Annotated in this window: 14 protein-coding genes; 1 reads left to right on the top strand and 13 read right to left on the bottom strand. The window is 72.2% G+C overall.

Annotation, left to right across the window (positions count from 1 at the left end; translation table 11 throughout):
* Nucleotide 1: 1 nt before the first annotated feature.
* The 12 genes from HG542_RS35375 to HG542_RS23790 form a co-directional block, all read right to left on the bottom strand.
* Entirely contained in the window at nt 2-133 is a 132-nt protein-coding gene (locus tag HG542_RS35375) for a hypothetical protein (RefSeq protein ID WP_255316106.1), read from the bottom strand.
* A gap of 181 nt (nt 134-314) precedes the next feature.
* Nucleotides 315-2,489 (bottom strand): MMPL family transporter, encoded by a 2,175-nt coding sequence (locus HG542_RS23840; protein ID WP_171084732.1) that lies wholly within the window; start codon nt 2,487-2,489, stop codon nt 315-317.
* 102 nt (nt 2,490-2,591) lie between these two features.
* A complete protein-coding gene (locus HG542_RS23835) occupies nt 2,592-3,197 on the bottom strand; it encodes an AMIN-like domain-containing (lipo)protein (protein ID WP_171084731.1) in 606 nt (201 codons plus the stop codon).
* Nucleotides 3,198-3,371: 174 nt separating this feature from the next.
* Entirely contained in the window at nt 3,372-4,880 is a 1,509-nt protein-coding gene (gene gatB / locus HG542_RS23830; protein WP_171084730.1) for an Asp-tRNA(Asn)/Glu-tRNA(Gln) amidotransferase subunit GatB, read from the bottom strand.
* Nucleotides 4,881-4,905: 25 nt separating this feature from the next.
* The gene (locus HG542_RS23825) at nt 4,906-5,160 is read right to left on the bottom strand and encodes a hypothetical protein (RefSeq protein ID WP_171084729.1); all 255 of its coding nucleotides are present in this window, start codon (nt 5,158-5,160) and stop codon (nt 4,906-4,908) included.
* Nucleotides 5,157-6,647 carry an Asp-tRNA(Asn)/Glu-tRNA(Gln) amidotransferase subunit GatA gene (gene gatA, locus HG542_RS23820; RefSeq protein ID WP_171084727.1) on the bottom strand — a complete coding sequence of 497 codons (1,491 nt, stop codon included), beginning with the start codon at nt 6,645-6,647 and terminating at the stop codon, nt 5,157-5,159. Before gatA ends, HG542_RS23825 begins: the two co-directional genes overlap by 4 nt.
* Nucleotides 6,648-6,651: 4 nt before the next feature.
* The gene (gatC, locus tag HG542_RS23815; protein ID WP_171084725.1) at nt 6,652-6,948 is read right to left on the bottom strand and encodes an Asp-tRNA(Asn)/Glu-tRNA(Gln) amidotransferase subunit GatC; all 297 of its coding nucleotides are present in this window, start codon (nt 6,946-6,948) and stop codon (nt 6,652-6,654) included.
* Nucleotides 6,949-7,072: 124 nt separating this feature from the next.
* On the bottom strand, nt 7,073-9,169 hold the full coding sequence (locus HG542_RS23810) for a putative bifunctional diguanylate cyclase/phosphodiesterase (protein ID WP_171084723.1): 2,097 nt from the start codon (nt 9,167-9,169) through the stop codon (nt 7,073-7,075).
* 173 nt (nt 9,170-9,342) lie between these two features.
* Nucleotides 9,343-11,595: an NAD-dependent DNA ligase LigA gene (ligA, locus tag HG542_RS23805; protein WP_373313085.1), complete on the bottom strand. Its 2,253-nt coding sequence runs from the start codon at nt 11,593-11,595 to the stop codon at nt 9,343-9,345.
* A 32-nt stretch (nt 11,596-11,627) separates the two neighbouring features.
* Nucleotides 11,628-12,638, bottom strand: coding sequence for a methionine synthase (locus HG542_RS23800; RefSeq protein ID WP_171084718.1), 1,011 nt, complete (start codon nt 12,636-12,638; stop codon nt 11,628-11,630).
* A 29-nt stretch (nt 12,639-12,667) separates the two neighbouring features.
* Nucleotides 12,668-13,366 (bottom strand): SDR family oxidoreductase, encoded by a 699-nt coding sequence (locus HG542_RS23795; RefSeq protein ID WP_171084716.1) that lies wholly within the window; start codon nt 13,364-13,366, stop codon nt 12,668-12,670.
* A 15-nt stretch (nt 13,367-13,381) separates the two neighbouring features.
* Nucleotides 13,382-13,921, bottom strand: a complete 540-nt coding sequence (locus HG542_RS23790) for an LOG family protein (protein ID WP_171084715.1) — start codon at nt 13,919-13,921, stop codon at nt 13,382-13,384.
* A 91-nt stretch (nt 13,922-14,012) separates the two neighbouring features.
* On the opposite strand from HG542_RS23790, the gene HG542_RS23785 reads away from it, so the two are divergent.
* A complete protein-coding gene (locus tag HG542_RS23785) occupies nt 14,013-14,753 on the top strand; it encodes a dienelactone hydrolase family protein (protein WP_171084714.1) in 741 nt (246 codons plus the stop codon).
* Between the two features lie 64 nt (nt 14,754-14,817).
* Here the strand turns inward: HG542_RS23785 and mnmA are convergent, their stop codons facing one another.
* Entirely contained in the window at nt 14,818-15,978 is a 1,161-nt protein-coding gene (mnmA, locus tag HG542_RS23780) for a tRNA 2-thiouridine(34) synthase MnmA (RefSeq protein ID WP_171084713.1), read from the bottom strand.
* Nucleotides 15,979-16,051: the final 73 nt, after the last annotated feature.

Here is a 16,051-nt window from a genome sequence, read left to right as displayed (position 1 = left end):
TTCAGGCGGCGAGAACGAAGAGGCGGCGGAGGCGCCGGGGTGCCCTGCGGGCGACACGGGCCGGCCTGTGTGCGGCCGCCTCGCGGATGAGCTCGGCGCTGCGGATCCGGTGGAGTTCGTAGTGGATGAACACGGGTTTCCCCCTTCGGGATTCGGCTTCGGGAGAAGCCTCGTCCCTAAGGAGGGGGGTGGGGGCATCGGGCAAGTGCCTGATCTGCGGGTGAGGGGGCCTTAGGCGCCCCGTCAGGAGCGCGGGGAACTGCGCGGCAAGCCACCGACGGCCCGCAGCCGACGCACCCGCCCAGGGCAGCAGGTCAACTGCGGGCTGCCAGTGGTTGCTCGCGCAGTTCCTCGCGCCCCTGACGGGGCGCAGCCGGTTCCGGCGCCTCGATGCTCACCCTCGGAAGCCAGCGCTCCAGCGAACGCGGCAACCACCAGTTGGCCCCGCCCAGCATGTGCATCAGCGCCGGCACCAGCAGCGTGCGCAGCACGAACGCGTCCAGGGCCACCGCCGCCGCCAGGCCGATGCCGAACATGGCGATCACCCGGTCGCCGCTCAGGACGAACGCCAGGAAGACCGAGATCATGATGACGGCCGCCGAGTTGATGACGCGGCTGGTCTCGGCCAGGCCGACCCGTACCGCGCGGCAGTTGTCGCGGGTCGCCAGCCACTCCTCGTACATGCGGCTGACGAGGAAGACCTGGTAGTCCATGGAGAGGCCGAACAGGACCGAGACCATGACCACCGGAAGGAACGGTTCCACCGGGCCCTGGTGGCCCAGGCCCAGGAATTCGCTGCCCCAGCCCCATTGGAAGATCGCCACGACGATGCCGAACGACGAGGCCACCGCGGCGATGTTCATCAGCGCCGCCTTCACCGGTATGCCGATGCTGCGGAAGGCCAGGAGCAGCAGCAGGCAGCCCAGACCCACCACCGTGCCCACGAACAGCGGGAGTTTGCCGCGGATGACGCCGGCGAAGTCGTCGTAGCTCGCGGTCACGCCGCCCACGCGGACCTTCAGGCCCGTGCCGTCCGCGGCCTTCGGGAGGACCTGGGTGCGGAGCCGGTCGACCAGGTCGCTGGTGGCGCGGGACTGGGGTGCGGTGGTGGGGACGACCGTGATCAGGCCCGTGCTGCCGCTGCCGCTCAGGGCCGCGGGGGTGACGGAGGCGATGCCCTCCGTGCGGCGGAGGGTGTCGGGGAGCTTGTCGAAGGCGAGGCGGTCCGCGGCGCTGTCGAGCGGGGCGACGAGGGTGAGCGGGCCGTTGACGCCGGGGCCGAAGCCGTCGGCGAGCAGGTCGTAGGCCTGGCGCGTGGTGCTGGAGGCCGGGTTGTTGCCCTGGTCGGAGGTGCCCAGGTGGAGGGAGAACGTGGGCAGCGCGAGGGTCAGCATGACCACGGCGGCCACCGCGCCGAGCAGTTTGGGGTGCCGTTCCACGAAGGCGGACCAGCGCGCGGCGAGCCCGGTGGGGGCCTCGGGGCAGCGGCCCTCGGCGGCGAGCAGGCGGCGTTCGCGGCGGCTCAGCGCCCGTGGGCCGATCATGCCGAGCAGGGCAGGGAGGAGGGTGACGGAGGCCGCGACGGTGAGGACGACCGTGAGCGAGGCGGCCACGGCCACGCCGTTGAGGAAGCCGAGCCGCAGGATCAGCATGCCGAGCAGGGCCACGCACACGGTGCCGCCCGCGAAGACCACGGCTCGCCCGGTGGTCGCGACGGCACGCTCCGCGGCGACGGCCACGGGCAGGCCCTGCCGCAGTCCCTTGCGGTGCCGGGTGACGATGAACAGGGCGTAGTCGATGCCCACGCCGAGGCCGATGAGCGTGCCCAGCATGGGCGCGAAGCCGGCGACCGTCATCACGTGGCCGAGCAGGACGGTGCCCATGGCGGCGGTGCCGACGCCGACGAGGGCGGTGGCGATGGGCAACAGGCTCGCCGCGAGCGATCCGAAGGCCAGGAACAGCACGACCGCGGCGACGACAACGCCGACGACCTCGCTCAGGTGGCCGCTCGCGCTCTCGGTGGTGGCGATGTCGCTGCCGCCGAGAGCGGTGCGCAGGTTTCCGGTGCCGGCCTTCCGCACGGTGTCGACGACCTTCTGCACCTGCGCCTTGGTGGCGCCGCCCGACGCGAAGGCGAGGGAGGCGTACGCGGTGTGCCCGTCGCGGCTGGTGTGCGGGGTGCCGACGTCGGCGACGCCGGGCAGGCGCCCGACCTCGTGCAGGACGGATCTCATGCGCCGCTCCACGTCCGTGGCCTTCACGGTGCCGTCGCCGGTGTGCCAGACGATGACGTCGTCACCGCCCGTGTCGGGGAAGGCCTGCTGCATGAGCTCCGTCGCCCGCGCGGACTCGGTGCCGGGCACGCGGTAGTCGTCGGAGTAGCCGGACCCGGCGGCCGTGGCGGCCGCCGCGGTGCCCAGGAGGGCCAGGAGCCACAGCACGACGACGGTGGTGCGGCGGCGCAGGCACCACCGGGCGAGTGAGGTCATGGACGGGCTTCCGGGCTGTTGCGGGAGATCCCCCACACTCTGACAGCCGAAAAAGATCCTTTGTCCCCTTTGTGGCCCACCCCACACGGAGGAGGGGGCGCCTTACGGGGCGCCGTGGTCCGCGCCCCAGCGGTGCGCCACATCCACCACGACATGGTTGCCCGACTGGAACACCCGGAACGGCAGTCGTGCCCGTACCCCCACGCCCACCTGGGTGTCGCCCTCGAAACTGCCGCCGTAGCGGATGTCCTTGAAGGTGCGGTATCCCTCGACGCCGACGCCCGGCAGCGGCTTGCCGACATGTGCCCGGTAGCTCGGCTGCATCGTCTCAGGGTCGTAACTCGGCGCACCGACACGCACTTCGAGGATCGCACCGCCTCCGACCGGGATCAGGTCACCGGAGCCGTCCTGGTGCAACTCGTCCACATAACGGACCTGATAGCGGACCGGGCCGTGCTCCGCGCTGCCCTCGGCGCCGCGGATGTCGAAGACCATGCGGTCGAAGCAGGCGTGCTGCCCGGTTCTGATGTTCACCAGCGGCGAGTAACCGGCCGTCTCGGTGGCGGTCTTGGGAAGACTGCCCCAGTCGCCCGCACAAGCCGCCTCGATGCCGGCCGCCGACGTGGCCGCATCCGCCGTCCCTGTCGTCGCCGCCAGCCCCGCGCCCGTCAACAGGAGCGCCGCCAGCGCTGTGCTCACCCGTCGCATTGCCACTCCCCAGCCCTCGTCCGGGCACGCGGACCGGCCCGTTCCAGGCGATCATGCCGGACCGTTCCGGCATGTGGGGTGCGTACCGGCAAAAATCAGCCGGCCCGGGGCATACGGCAATGGCCGCTCCTCCGGGGGGAGAAGCGGCCATTATCGGCAGGCGATTGCCGGACGTCAGCCCTCGACGCCCAGCTTCTCCAGGATCAGTTCGCGGACACGCGCCGCGTCCGCCTGGCCCCGGGTGGCCTTCATGACCGCGCCGACGAGCGCACCCGCCGCCGCGACCTTGCCGGCCCGGATCTTGTCCGCGATGGCCGCGTTGGCCGCGATCGCCTCGTCGACGGCCGCACCCAGGGCGCTGTCGTCGGAGACGAGCTTCAGACCGCGCTGCTCGACGACCGCGTCCGGCTCGCCCTCGCCGGCCAGCACGCCCTCGATGACCTGACGGGCCAGCTTGTCGTTGAGCGAGCCGTCGGCGACCAGCGCCGCGATCCGCGCGACCTGGGCCGGGCTGATCGGGAGCTCCGCGAGGGCGGTGCCCTCCTCGTTGGCCCGGCGGGCCAGCTCGCCCATCCACCACTTGCGGGCGGCGGCCGAGTCGGCGCCGGCCGCGATGGTGGCCTCGATCAGGTCCACCGCACCGGCGTTGAGGATCGACTGCATGTCGTGCTCGGAGATCCCCCACTCCTCGCGCAGCCGGTTGCGGCGCACGCGCGGCAGCTCGGGGAGGGTGCCCCGCAGTTCCTCGACCCACTCGCGGGCGGGGGCCACCGGCACCAGGTCCGGCTCGGGGAAGTAGCGGTAGTCCTCGGCCTCTTCCTTGATGCGGCCGGCGGTGGTGGAGCCGTCCTCCTCGTGGAAGTGCCGGGTCTCCTGGACGATCTTCCCGCCCGCGTTCAGCACGCCGGCGTGGCGGCTGATCTCGTAGCGGACGGCACGCTCCACGGAGCGCAGCGAGTTGACGTTCTTGGTCTCGCTGCGGGTGCCGAACTTCTCGGTGCCGTTGGGGCGCAGCGACAGGTTGACGTCGCAGCGCATCTGGCCCATCTCCATGCGGGCCTCGGAGACGCCGAGCGCCTTGATGAGCTCGCGCAGCTCGGCCACGTACGCCTTGGCGACCTCGGGGGCCCGCTCGCCCGCGCCCTCGATCGGCTTGGTGACGATCTCGATGAGCGGGATGCCGGCGCGGTTGTAGTCCAGCAGCGAGTGCCGGGCGCCGTGGATGCGGCCGGTGGCACCGCCCACGTGCGTGGACTTGCCGGTGTCCTCCTCCATGTGGGCGCGCTCGATCTCCACACGGAAGATCTCGCCGTCCTCCAGCTGCACGTCGAGGTAGCCGTTGAAGGCGATGGGCTCGTCGTACTGGGAGGTCTGGAAGTTCTTCGGCATGTCCGGATAGAAGTAGTTCTTCCGGGCGAAGCGGCACCACTCGGCGATCTCGCAGTGCAGCGCGAGGCCGATGCGGATCGCGGACTCGACGCCGGTCGCGTTGACGACCGGCAGCGCGCCGGGGAGGCCGAGGCAGGTGGGGCAGGTCTGCGAGTTGGCGTCGGCGCCCAGCTCGGTGGAGCACCCGCAGAACATCTTGGTCTTGGTGCCCAGCTCGACGTGGACCTCCAGGCCCATGACGGGGTCGTAGGACGCCAGCGCGTCCTCGTACGGCACCAGTTCAGTGACGGTCACGAAAACTAACCTCTCAAGTCCCTGCTCAGCCGGCGAGGACGTCGTCGCTGTTCATGCGGCGCAGCTCGCGCACGAGCAGGGCGACGCCGGTGACGATGGCGGCGGCGGAGACGACCGCGTCGACGAGCTGGAGCGTGTCCTGCTCGGTCCGCGCCTTCTTCGCCTGCTTGGCCACGCTCACCGCACCGAACAGGGTGGTGCCGATGGACAGGTACGTACCGGCCTTGGACTTCTTGAAGCCCTTGGCCTTCTTCAACGCGCTCGACTTCTCTGCACTCACAGCGACGGAGCCTCCTCCAGCAGCGGGTGGCCCCAACGCTCGGTGAACGCGGCCTCGACCGCGGCGCCGACCTTGTAGAGCCGGTCGTCCTTCATGGCGGGAGCGATGATCTGCAGACCCACCGGCAGCCCGTCCTCCGGGGCGAGGCCGCACGGCAGCGACATGGCCGCGTTGCCCGCCAGGTTGGTCGGGATGGTGCACAGGTCCGCGAGGTACATCGCCATCGGGTCGTCGGCACGCTCGCCGATCGCGAAGGCGGTGGTCGGGGTGGTCGGCGAGACGAGCACGTCGACCTGCTCGAAGGCCTTCTCGAAGTCGCGCGTGATGAGCGTGCGGACCTTCTGCGCGGAGCCGTAGTAGGCGTCGTAGTAGCCCGAGCTCAGCGCGTAGGTGCCGAGCATGACGCGGCGCTTCACCTCGGGGCCGAAGCCGGCCTCGCGGGTGAGGGCGGTGACGTCCTCGGCGGAACGGGTGCCGTCGTCGCCGGTCCGCAGGCCGTAGCGCAGGCCGTCGAAGCGGGCCAGGTTCGAGGAGCACTCGGACGGCGCGATCAGGTAGTACGCGGCGAGCGCCAGGTCGAAGGACGGGCAATCGACCTCGACGATCTCGGCGCCCAGCTCCCTGAGCAGCTCGACCGACTCGTCGAACCGCTGCAGCACACCGGCCTGGTAGCCCTCGCCGCGGAACTGCTTGACGACGCCGACGCGCATGCCGGCGACGCTGCCGTTCCGCGCCGCCTCGACGACCGGCGGGACCGGGGCGTCGATGGAGGTGGAGTCCAGCGGGTCGTGGCCGGCGATCACCTCGTGCAGCAGGGCCGCGTCCAGGACCGTGCGGGCGCAGGGGCCGCCCTGGTCGAGGGAGGACGAGAAGGCCACCATGCCGTAGCGGGAGACCGCGCCGTAGGTCGGCTTGACGCCGACGGTGCCGGTGACGGCGGCGGGCTGGCGGATGGAGCCGCCGGTGTCCGTGCCGATCGCCAGCGGGGCCTCGTAGGAGGCGAGCGCGGCGGACGAGCCGCCGCCGGAACCGCCGGGGATCTTGGTCAGGTCCCAGGGGTTGCCGGTCGGGCCGTAGGCGCTGTTCTCGGTGGAGGACCCCATGGCGAACTCGTCCATGTTGGTCTTGCCGAGGATGACGACGTCCGCGTCCTTCAGCCGCTTGGTCAGCGTCGCGTCGTACGGCGGGATCCAGCCCTCGAGGATCTTGGAGCCGACGGTGGTCGGGATCCCCTCGGTGGTGAAGATGTCCTTCAGCGCGAGCGGGACGCCGGCCAGCGGGCCGAGCTTCTCGCCGCGGGCGCGCTTCTCGTCGACGGCACGGGCCTGGGCGAGTGCGCCCTCGCGGTCCACGTGCAGGAAGGCGTGCACCTTCTCGTCGACGGCGTCGATCCGGGCCAGGTGGGCCTCGGTGACCTGGACGGCCGTGAGCTCGCCGGAGACGATCTTCTCCGCGATCCCGGCGGCGGTGAGCTTGATGATGTCCACGTTCTTAGTCCTCCCCCAGGATCTGCGGCACCTTGAAACGCTGCTGCTCCTGGGCGGGGGCGCCGGACAGCGCCGCCTGCGGGGTCAGCGACGGACGGACCACGTCCGGGCGCATGACGTTGGTCAGCGGCAGCGGGTGGGAGGTCGGCGGGACGTCCTGTTCGGCGACCTCGGAGACGCGGGCGACCGCGCCGATGATGTCGTCGAGCTGGGTGGCGAAGTGGTCGAGCTCTTCGTCCTGCAGCTCCAGACGTGCCAGCCGGGCGAGGTGGGCGACCTCCTCGCGCGTGATGCCAGGCATGCAGCGATCCTCAGGGTGAGTGTGTAGGTTTCGGGGCCAATCCTATGGCCTCCGGGCGACGGCCCGCCTGACCATTGTTTCCGGGCCCGTTTCCGGGTCCGCGAACCCGCCCTGCACCGCGCCCTCAGGTGACCGCGTCCTCCTCGGCCTGCGAGGTCGCCCCGGCATGCAGGGGTGCGGCCTCCCGGCGCCAGCCGCCCTCCTGGCGGAGCCGGAGCCAGGCCGTCGTCTCGTCCGGCGGCATCGCGGCGGCGACCAGCCAGCCCTGGACCGCGTCGCAGCCCAGATCCCGCAGCCGCTCCCAGGTCTCGTCGTCCTCCACGCCCTCCGCGACCACCAGCAGGCCCAGGGAGTGGGCCAGGTCCAGCGTGCAGCGGACGATCTCGGCGTCCTCGTTGTCGATGGCGAGGCGGGCCACGAAGGAACGGTCGATCTTCAGCTCGCTCACCGGCAGGCGGCGCAGATGGACGAGCGAGGAGTAGCCGGTGCCGAAGTCGTCCAGGGACATCTTGACGCCGTGGCCGGTGAGGCCGGCGAGGGTGTCGGCGGCGCGCTGCGGGTCCTCCAGCAGGACGTGCTCGGTTATCTCCAGCTGCAGCGCCCCGGGGGGCACCCCGTGGCGGGCGAGGCGGGCCGCCACCGAGCCGGCGAAGCCCGGCGTGTGGACGTCGCGCGGCGAGACGTTGACGGCGACCGGCACCTCCAGGCCCATCGCCCGCCATTTCGCGACCTGGCCGAGCGCGGTCTCCAGCACGTACTCGGTGAGCCGCGGCATCAGCCCGGACGACTCGGCTATCGCGATGAACTCGTCCGGGGAGACCCGGCCCCGCTCCGGGTGCACCCAGCGCACCAGGGCCTCCAGGCCCTCGACATGGCCGTCGAAGCCGACCTTCGGCTGGTAGTGCAGCTCGACCTCGCCGGCGTCCAGCGCACGCCGCAGGTCGCCCAACAGCCCCAGCCGGTCCGGGGTGTTGCCGTCGCGGCGGGCCTCGTAGACCTCGACGCCGCTGCGGTCGCGCTTCGCCTGGTACATCGCCACGTCGGCCCGGCGCAGCAGGCCTTCGGCGTCGAGTGCGTGGTCGGGGTAGACGGCGACGCCGGCGCTCGCCTCCAGGACGAGGGTGAGCCCGTCGAGGTCGAGCGGTGAGCCGAGGGTGCCGACCAGCGAACGGGCCACCCGCTGGGCGCTGGTGAGGGAGTCGGCGGTGGGCAGCAGCACCGCGAACTCGTCGCCGCCGAGCCGGGCGGCCTCCGCTTCGCGCGGCAGGGCCAGCCGCAGCCGGTCCGCTATCTGCAGCAGCAGCCGGTCGCCCGCGAGATGGCCGAGGGTGTCGTTGACGGACCGGAACCGGTCCAGGTCGATCAGGACCAACGCGGCCCGGGTGCCCGCCTGTTCGGCCTCGTCCAGGGCCGTCCAGGTGCGCTCCAGCAGCCACTGGCGGTTCGGCAGCCCGGTGAGCGGGTCGCGCAGCTGCTCCTCGGCGCGGGCGCGGGCTATCCACAGCGTGGAGTCCAGGGCGATGAGCGGCACCGCGAACAGCGGGAGCAGCACCGGCGCGTGGTCGGCGACGACGGCGATGAGCGGGGCGATGCCGAGCAGCGCGCCGCCGACGAGGGCCTGCCGCACCAGGGCGGCCCGGGCGATGCTGGTGAGCGCCACCCGCGGGGCCATGGAGTACCACAGCAGGGAGCGGGTGACGGCGAGGTAGACGAAGGCCGCGAGGGCGATCCGGGGGGCGGCGGACAGCTGCCAGCTGTCCGGCGGCCAGGGGGACTCGACGCCGGCCCTGACGCCGCATCCGGCGAGCGCCAGCCCGGCCGCGGCGATGCCGAGGATGTCGACCGCGCCGTGGAGTAAGGCCTGCCGCCAGCGGTGGCGGCGGGCGGCCGCGACGAGGGTGACGACCGCGATGCTCACCAGCGCGGACGGGAGCCAGCCGTAGAGCAGCAGCACGGCCAGCGTGAGGGCGGCACCGGAGCCGGTGCCGCCCCACCAGCGGTCCCGGCCGAGGGCGACGAGATGGGCGACGATGAGCGCGGTGAGGGTGGCCAGCGACCAGCCGGTCGTGCCGCCGGGGAACAGGGCCCGGCCCGTGGCGGCCGCACGGGCCGTTCCGGCCGCGAACGCGAGTGCGGCCGCGGCCGTGCAGACCGTCGGCAGCGCGGGTGGGCGGAGCCTGCGCAGCCGGGATGCCGGTTCGGCGCTGTCGGTGGGTTTCATGCCCGTCCCTCTCACAGCCGGCGGTGCCCGCGCCACGGCAGGCGCACATCTCAACAGTAGGCCGCAGAAGGCTACGGCGGGCAGCGATCGGCAGCGGTTGCCCGAATGCGATCCGGCCTTCTGCAGCCGTCCAGCAGGCGCTGTAGGGGTAATGCCCACTGCCTATGCGGGCATTACTCCGCCGGGGTGGCCTCCTGGGGCACGGCAGCCGCGCGCGCCGCCTCGGGTCCTTCCTCGAGCAGGACGGCGAAACCGTCCTCCTCCAGCACGGGAACCTTCAGCTGCATCGCCTTGTCGTACTTCGAGCCCGGGTTGTCCCCGACGACCACGAAGTCCGTCTTCTTCGACACCGAACCCGTCACCTTCGCCCCCCTGCTCTGGAGTGCTTCCTTGGCCGCGTCCCGGGTGTGCGTGGAGAGCGTACCGGTGACGACGACGGTCAGTCCGGCGAGCGGGCGGGGGCCCTCGTCGGCTCCGGCCTCCTCCTCCATGCGGACCCCGGCGGCCTTCCACTTCTCCACGATCTCGCGGTGCCAGTCCTCGGCGAACCACTCGCGCACCGAGGCGGCGATGGTGCCGCCGACGCCCTCGACCGCCGCCAGCTCCTCCTCGCCCGCCTCCGCGATCCGGTCCAGCGACCTGAACTCCCGGGCCAGCGCGACCGCGGCGACCGGGCCCACGTGCCGGATGGACAGGCCGGTGAGCACGCGGGACAGGGGGCTCTGCTTGGCCTTCTCCAGCTCGCTCATCAGCCGCTTGGTGTTCTCCTTGGGCTCGGCGGGCAGCGTGCGCTTGTCCTCGCCGCGGCCCACGGTCTTCTCCTGGCCGTAGAAGTAGGAGGCGAGGATGCGGTCGTCCTCCTTCGCACCCTTACGGGTGTCGCGGCGCCACATCTTGACGTCGCGGAGGTCCTCGACCTCGATGTCGAACAGGTCGGCCTCGCTGGAGAGCACCCGGGGGCCCTCGTCGGGGCTCGTGAGCGCGCGGACCGTCTCCTCGCCCAGCGCCTCGATGTCCAGCGCCTTGCGGCCGGCGAGGTAGAAGATGCGCTCGCGCAACTGGGCGGGGCAGGAGCGGGCGTTGGGGCAGCGGAGGTCGATGTCGCCCTCCTTCATGGGGCGCAGGCCCGCCCCGCACTCCGGGCACTCGGCGGGCATCACGAACTCCCGCTCCGTGCCGTCCCGCAGGTCCACCACGGGGCCCAGGATCTCGGGGATCACATCGCCCGCCTTGCGCAGCACGACGGTGTCGCCGATGAGGACGCCCTTGGCTTTGACGACCTCCTGGTTGTGCAGGGTGGCGAACTCGACCTCGGAGCCGGCCACCGTGACGGGCTCGACGACCGCGTACGGCGTGACCCGGCCCGTGCGGCCGACGCCCACACGGATGTCCACCAGCTTGGTGTTGACCTCCTCCGGGGGGTACTTCCAGGCGATGGCCCAACGCGGGGCGCGCGAGGTGGAGCCGAGGCGCCCCTGCAGGGGGATCTCGTCGAGCTTGACGACGACGCCGTCGATCTCGTGCTCCATGGAGTGCCGGACGTCCGGGTTGCCGTAGTGCGCGATGAACTTCCGCACGCCGTCCAGCGAGTCGATGACCTTGGCGTGCGCGGCGGTCGGCAGGCCCCACTCGCGCAGCAGCTCGTAGGCGTGCGACTGGCAGTCGATGTCGAAGCCCCGGCGGGCGCCGACGCCGTGCACCACCATGTGCAGCGGGCGGGTGGCCGTGATGCGCGGGTCCTTCTGGCGCAGCGAACCGGCCGCCGCGTTGCGCGGGTTGGCGAAGGGGGGCTTGCCGGCCTCCACCAGGCGGGCGTTGAGCTCCTCGAACTTCTCCATCGGGAAGTAGACCTCGCCGCGCACCTCGACGAGCGCCGGGATGCGGTCGCCCTTCAGGCGGTCGGGGATCTCGGAGATCGTGCGGACGTTGGGCGTGATGTCCTCGCCGGTGCGGCCGTCGCCGCGGGTGGCGGCGCGGGTGAGGCGGCCGTGCTCGTAGGTGAGGTTGACGGCGAGGCCGTCGACCTTGAGCTCGCACAGGAAGTGATACTTGGTGCCCTCGCCGATCTCCTTGGCGAGGCGCTCGGCCCAGGCGGTGAGTTCCTCGTCGTCGAAGGCGTTGTCGAGGGAGAGCATGCGCTCACGGTGCTCGACGGCCGTGAACTCCGTTTCGTACGCGCCCGCGACCTTCTGGGTCGGGGAGTCCGGGGTGCGCAGCTCCGGGTGCTCCTCCTCCAGGGCCTCCAGCGAGCGCAGCAGCTTGTCGAAGGCGGCGTCGCTGATGACCGGGGCGTCCTTCACGTAATACCGGAAGCGGTGCTCCTCGATCTGCTCGGCCAGCCGAGCGTGCTTCTCCCGCGCCTCCGCGGGCACCGTGGCCTGCGCCGCGAGCCCGTCGAGCTCCTCGCCCCGCTGTTCGACAGCCACCGTTCCGTCCTCCCGTTGCTCCATGCGTGCCGTCACTCCGGGTTGTCCGCGAGCGATCGGGCCGCCCGGACGCAGTGCTCCAGGGCCCGGCGGGCATATGCGGGCGAAGCGCCCGCCAGCCCGCACGACGGGGTGACCACCACGGACTCCGCGAGGGTCCCCGGTGCCAGCCCCAGCCTGCGCCACAGCGTCCTGACACCCATGACGCTACCGGCAGGGTCCGACAATGGACCGTCCGTGCCGGGCACCACGCCCGCGAAGAGCGTCGTCCCCGCCTCGACCGCCTCACCGATCGCATCGTCCTCACGCTCGGTGAGGAGGGAGAAATCGAACGAGACTCCTGCGACCCCCGCGCGGCGCAGCAGCGCGAAGGGCACGCCGGGGGCGCACGAATGCACGACGACGGGGCCGTCCGCGACCGCGACGACATCCCGCAGCGCCCCCTCGACCACGGCGCGGTCGACGGCCCGGTAGGTGCGGTAGCCGCTGGCGGTACGGATCTGCCCGCGCAGCACCGCGGTGAGCGAGGGCTCGTCGAGCTGGAGCGCCACCCGGGCGCCGGGCACCCGGCGGCGGACCTCGGCGAGGTGGTTGCGCAGGCCCTCGGCCAGCGAGGCGGCCAGGTCACGGCAGGCGCCCGCGTCGTTCAGCGCGGCCTCGCCGCCGCGCAGTTCCAGCGCGGCGGCGAGGGTCCACGGGCCGACGGCCGAGACCTTGAGCGTGCCCTCGTACCCCTGGGTGAACTCCTCCAGGGCGTCGAGGTCCTCGCCCAGCCAGGAGCGGGCCCGGCGGGTGTCCCGGCCGGGCCGGTCGCCGATCCGCCAGCCGCTGGGCTCGACGTGGGCGAAGACCTCCACCAGCATCCCGGCGGTCCGGCCGATCATGTCGGCCCCGGGCCCGCGGCCGGGGAGTTCGGGCAGGTACGGCAGGGTCTCCAGGGACCCGGTGACGGTCTTGGCGGCCTCGCGGGCATCGCCGCCGGGCATCGACCCGACCCCGGTGGCGGTTCCCGGGGCGACGGAAAAACTGTTGCTCTCGCTCACCCCGGAAGCGTACTTACCCGCCCGGCGGCTCAGCCTCCCGTGTACCCGGGCCGCACCGAAAGGTCGTTGATCTCGGCGTCGCGCGGCAGGTCGAGCGCGAGCAGCACGGTCGCGGCGACCGAGTTCGGGTCGATCCAGCGCTGCGCGTCGTACTCCTGGCCCTCCTGCTGCCGCACCTTCTGCTGCATGGGCGTGGCCGTGCGGCCCGGGTAGACGCTGGTGACCCGCACGCCGTTGGTGTGCTCCTCCTCGCGCAGCGCGTCGGCGAGCGCCTTGAGGCCGTGCTTGCTGGCCGCGTACGCGCCCCACTCGGCGTTGGCCCGGAGTCCGGCGCCGGAGTTGATGAACACCACGTGCCCCTTGGAGACCCGCAGTTGGGGCAGGAGCAGCCGGGTCAGCTCGGCCGGGGTGACGAGGTTGACGGCGAGGGTGTTGTTCCAGGTCTTCGTGGTGAGCTCGCCGACGCCGCCGAGGTCGGCGACCCCGGCGATGTGCAGCAGCGAGTCGATGCGGTCCGGCAGGTTCTGGTGGCCGAGGGCCCAGGAGAGCCGGTCGGGGTTGCCCAGATCGGCGACGAGCGTGTGCGCCCCGGGGAAGCGGGCGGCCAGCTCCTTGGCCCGTCCCGCGTCCCGCGCGAACAGCCACAGCTCGTCCCCGCGCTCCAACAGCCGCGTCGCGACGGCCTCGCCGATGCCGGAGCCCGCTCCGGTGATCACATGTGTAGCCATGGGTGACAGCTTGCCCTACCGGCTCGCTGCGGCGCTCTCCAGATAGGCGAGGGCGCTCGCCCCGTCCTCGGCGAAGAACACCAGCTCGGCGAGGGGAAGCGGCAGGAACCCCTCGGCCTCCATCCGCCGGAACTGCTGCTGCAGCCCGTCGTAGAACCCGGCCGTGTTCAGCAGCACGACGGGCTTGGTGTGCAGCCCGTGCTTCTTGAGCTCCAGGATCTCGGTGGCCTCGTCGAGCGTGCCGGTGCCGCCGACCATGACGACGACGGCGTCACCGCGGGCGAGCAGCCCCGCCTTGCGCTCGGCGAGGTCCTTGGCGACGATCATCTCGTCCGCGTTCCGGCGGGCCTTGGCGGCCAGGAACTCCACGGAGACGCCGACGAGCCGGCCCCCGTTCTCCTGCACGCCGTCCGCCATCACCTTCATCAGCCCGGATTCCGAGCCGCCCCACACCATGGTGTGGCCGCCCTTGCCGAGGAGTTCGGCGAACTCGCGGGCGGGAGCGGTGTAACGGTCGTCGAGGTCGGCGGCGGAGCAGAAGACGGTGATGTTCATGGGAGTCACGGTACGCGCGAGGCTGATGAAGCGGTGACGGGGTTCCCCGATACGCTCACACCACTCACCGCCTGATCAAGGAGCAATACGCATGCCCACCCGCACAGTTGACATCACGACCCACGACGGCACGGCCGACGCCTTCCTCGCCTTCCCCGACGACGGCGAGCGGCACCCCGGCGTCCTGCTGTACATGGACGCCCTCGGCCTGCGCCCGGTCATCCACGCACTGGCCGAGCAGCTGGCCGCCGAGGGCTATTACGTCCTGGCCCCGAACGCCTTCTACCGCCGGGGCCGTGCGCCGCTGTTCGAGGTGCCCGACCTGAGCAGCCCCGAGCTCCGCGGGGCGTTCTTCGAGCACCTCGGCCCGATGATGCAGGAGCTCACCCCCGAGCGGGTGCAGAGCGACGCCAACGCCTACCTGGACTTCCTCACCGCCCAGCCCGAGGTCCGCCCCGGCCCGGTCGGCGTCGTCGGCTACTGCATGGGCGCGGTCCTGGCGGTGCGCACGGCGGCGAGCCGCCCCGACGACGTGGCCGCCGTGGCCGGTTTCCACCCCGGCCGCCTGGCCACCGAGAAGCCCGACAGCGCGCACCTGCTCGCCCCGCTGCTGCGTGCCGAACTCCTCTTCGGCCTGGCCGAGGGGGACGAGCCGATGCCCGAGTTCGACAAGGCGGTCGACGCGGCCGGGGTCCGCTGCACCTCCGAGGTCTACCCGGGCACCGTCCACGGCTTCACGATGTCCGACACGGCGGCCTTCAGCCCGTCCGGGCTCCAGCTGCACTGGGACCGGCTGCTGCCGTTCTTCGCGCGGACGCTCCGCGCGGAGTGAGCCCTCGTCGGGGCCTTCACCCGGGGCGAGTTCGGTGCCCCGGCACCGGCCGGGGCACCGCGTCCTACTGAGCCGCCCGCAGGGCAGCCCGCTCCGTCGCCGCAATGGTCGCCGACCCCACCACGCGTGTGCCGTCGTACAGCACGATCGCCTGCCCCGGGGCCACGCCCCGGACCGGCTCGGTGAAGGTGACCCGCAGCTCCGAGTCGCCCACCGGCTCCGCCGTCACCGGCGTCTCGCCGCCGTGGGCGCGCAGCTGGGCCGTGTACGTGCCCGGCTCCGTGGGGGCGACGCCGCACCAGCGCGGCTTGATGGCCGTCAGGGCGATCACGTCCAGCGCCTCCGCCGGGCCCACCGTCACCGTGTTGTTCACCGGCGAGATGTCCAGGACGTAGCGCGGCTTGCCGTCCGGGGCCGGGTGGCCGATGCGGAGGCCCTTGCGCTGGCCGATGGTGAAGCCGTAGGCGCCCTCGTGGGTGCCGACCTTGGTGCCGGACTCGTCGACGATGTCGCCCTCGGCCCTGCCGAGGCGCTTCGCCAGGAAGCCCTGGGTGTCGCCGTCCGCGATGAAGCAGATGTCGTGGCTGTCGGGCTTCTTCGCCACCGCCAGGCCACGGCGCTCCGCCTCCGCGCGGATCTCCTCCTTGGTGGTGATCGTGTCGCCCAGCGGGAACATCGCGTGGGCGAGCTGCCGCTCGTCCAGCACGCCGAGGACGTACGACTGGTCCTTCGCCATGTCGCTCGCGCGGTGCAGCTCGCGCGTGCCGTCCTCGTTCACCACGACCGTCGCGTAGTGGCCGGTGCACACCGCGTCGAAGCCGAGCGCGAGGGCCTTGTCCAGCAGGGCCGCGAACTTGATCTTCTCGTTGCAGCGCAGGCAGGGGTTCGGGGTCCGCCCCGCCTGGTACTCCGCGACGAAGTCCTCGACGACGTCCTCGCGGAAGCGCTCGGCGAGGTCCCAGCAGTAGAAGGGGATGCCGATGACGTCCGCGGCGCGGCGGGCGTCGCGGGAGTCCTCGATGGTGCAGCAGCCGCGGGCGCCGGTGCGGAAGGACTGCGGGTTCGCCGACAGGGCGAGGTGCACGCCGGTCACATCGTGTCCGGCCTCGGCGGCGCGCGCCGCGGCGACGGCGGAGTCCACACCGCCGGACATGGCGGCCAGTACGCGGAGGCGGCGCCCCTTGCGGGGGGCCTGGGAGTCGGGGGCACCGGGGAAGTCAGTCATAGCCTCTCCAGAGTACGGTCCTGCGGCTGCGGGTGGTTCCGGGCTGGTCGCGCCCACGTGGCGGAGCCACACA

It is taken from the genome of Streptomyces morookaense, assembly GCF_013030945.1.
In the GTDB taxonomy this organism is placed as follows: domain Bacteria; phylum Actinomycetota; class Actinomycetes; order Streptomycetales; family Streptomycetaceae; genus Streptomyces; species Streptomyces morookaensis.
This window is presented reverse-complemented; position numbering and strand designations above follow the sequence as displayed.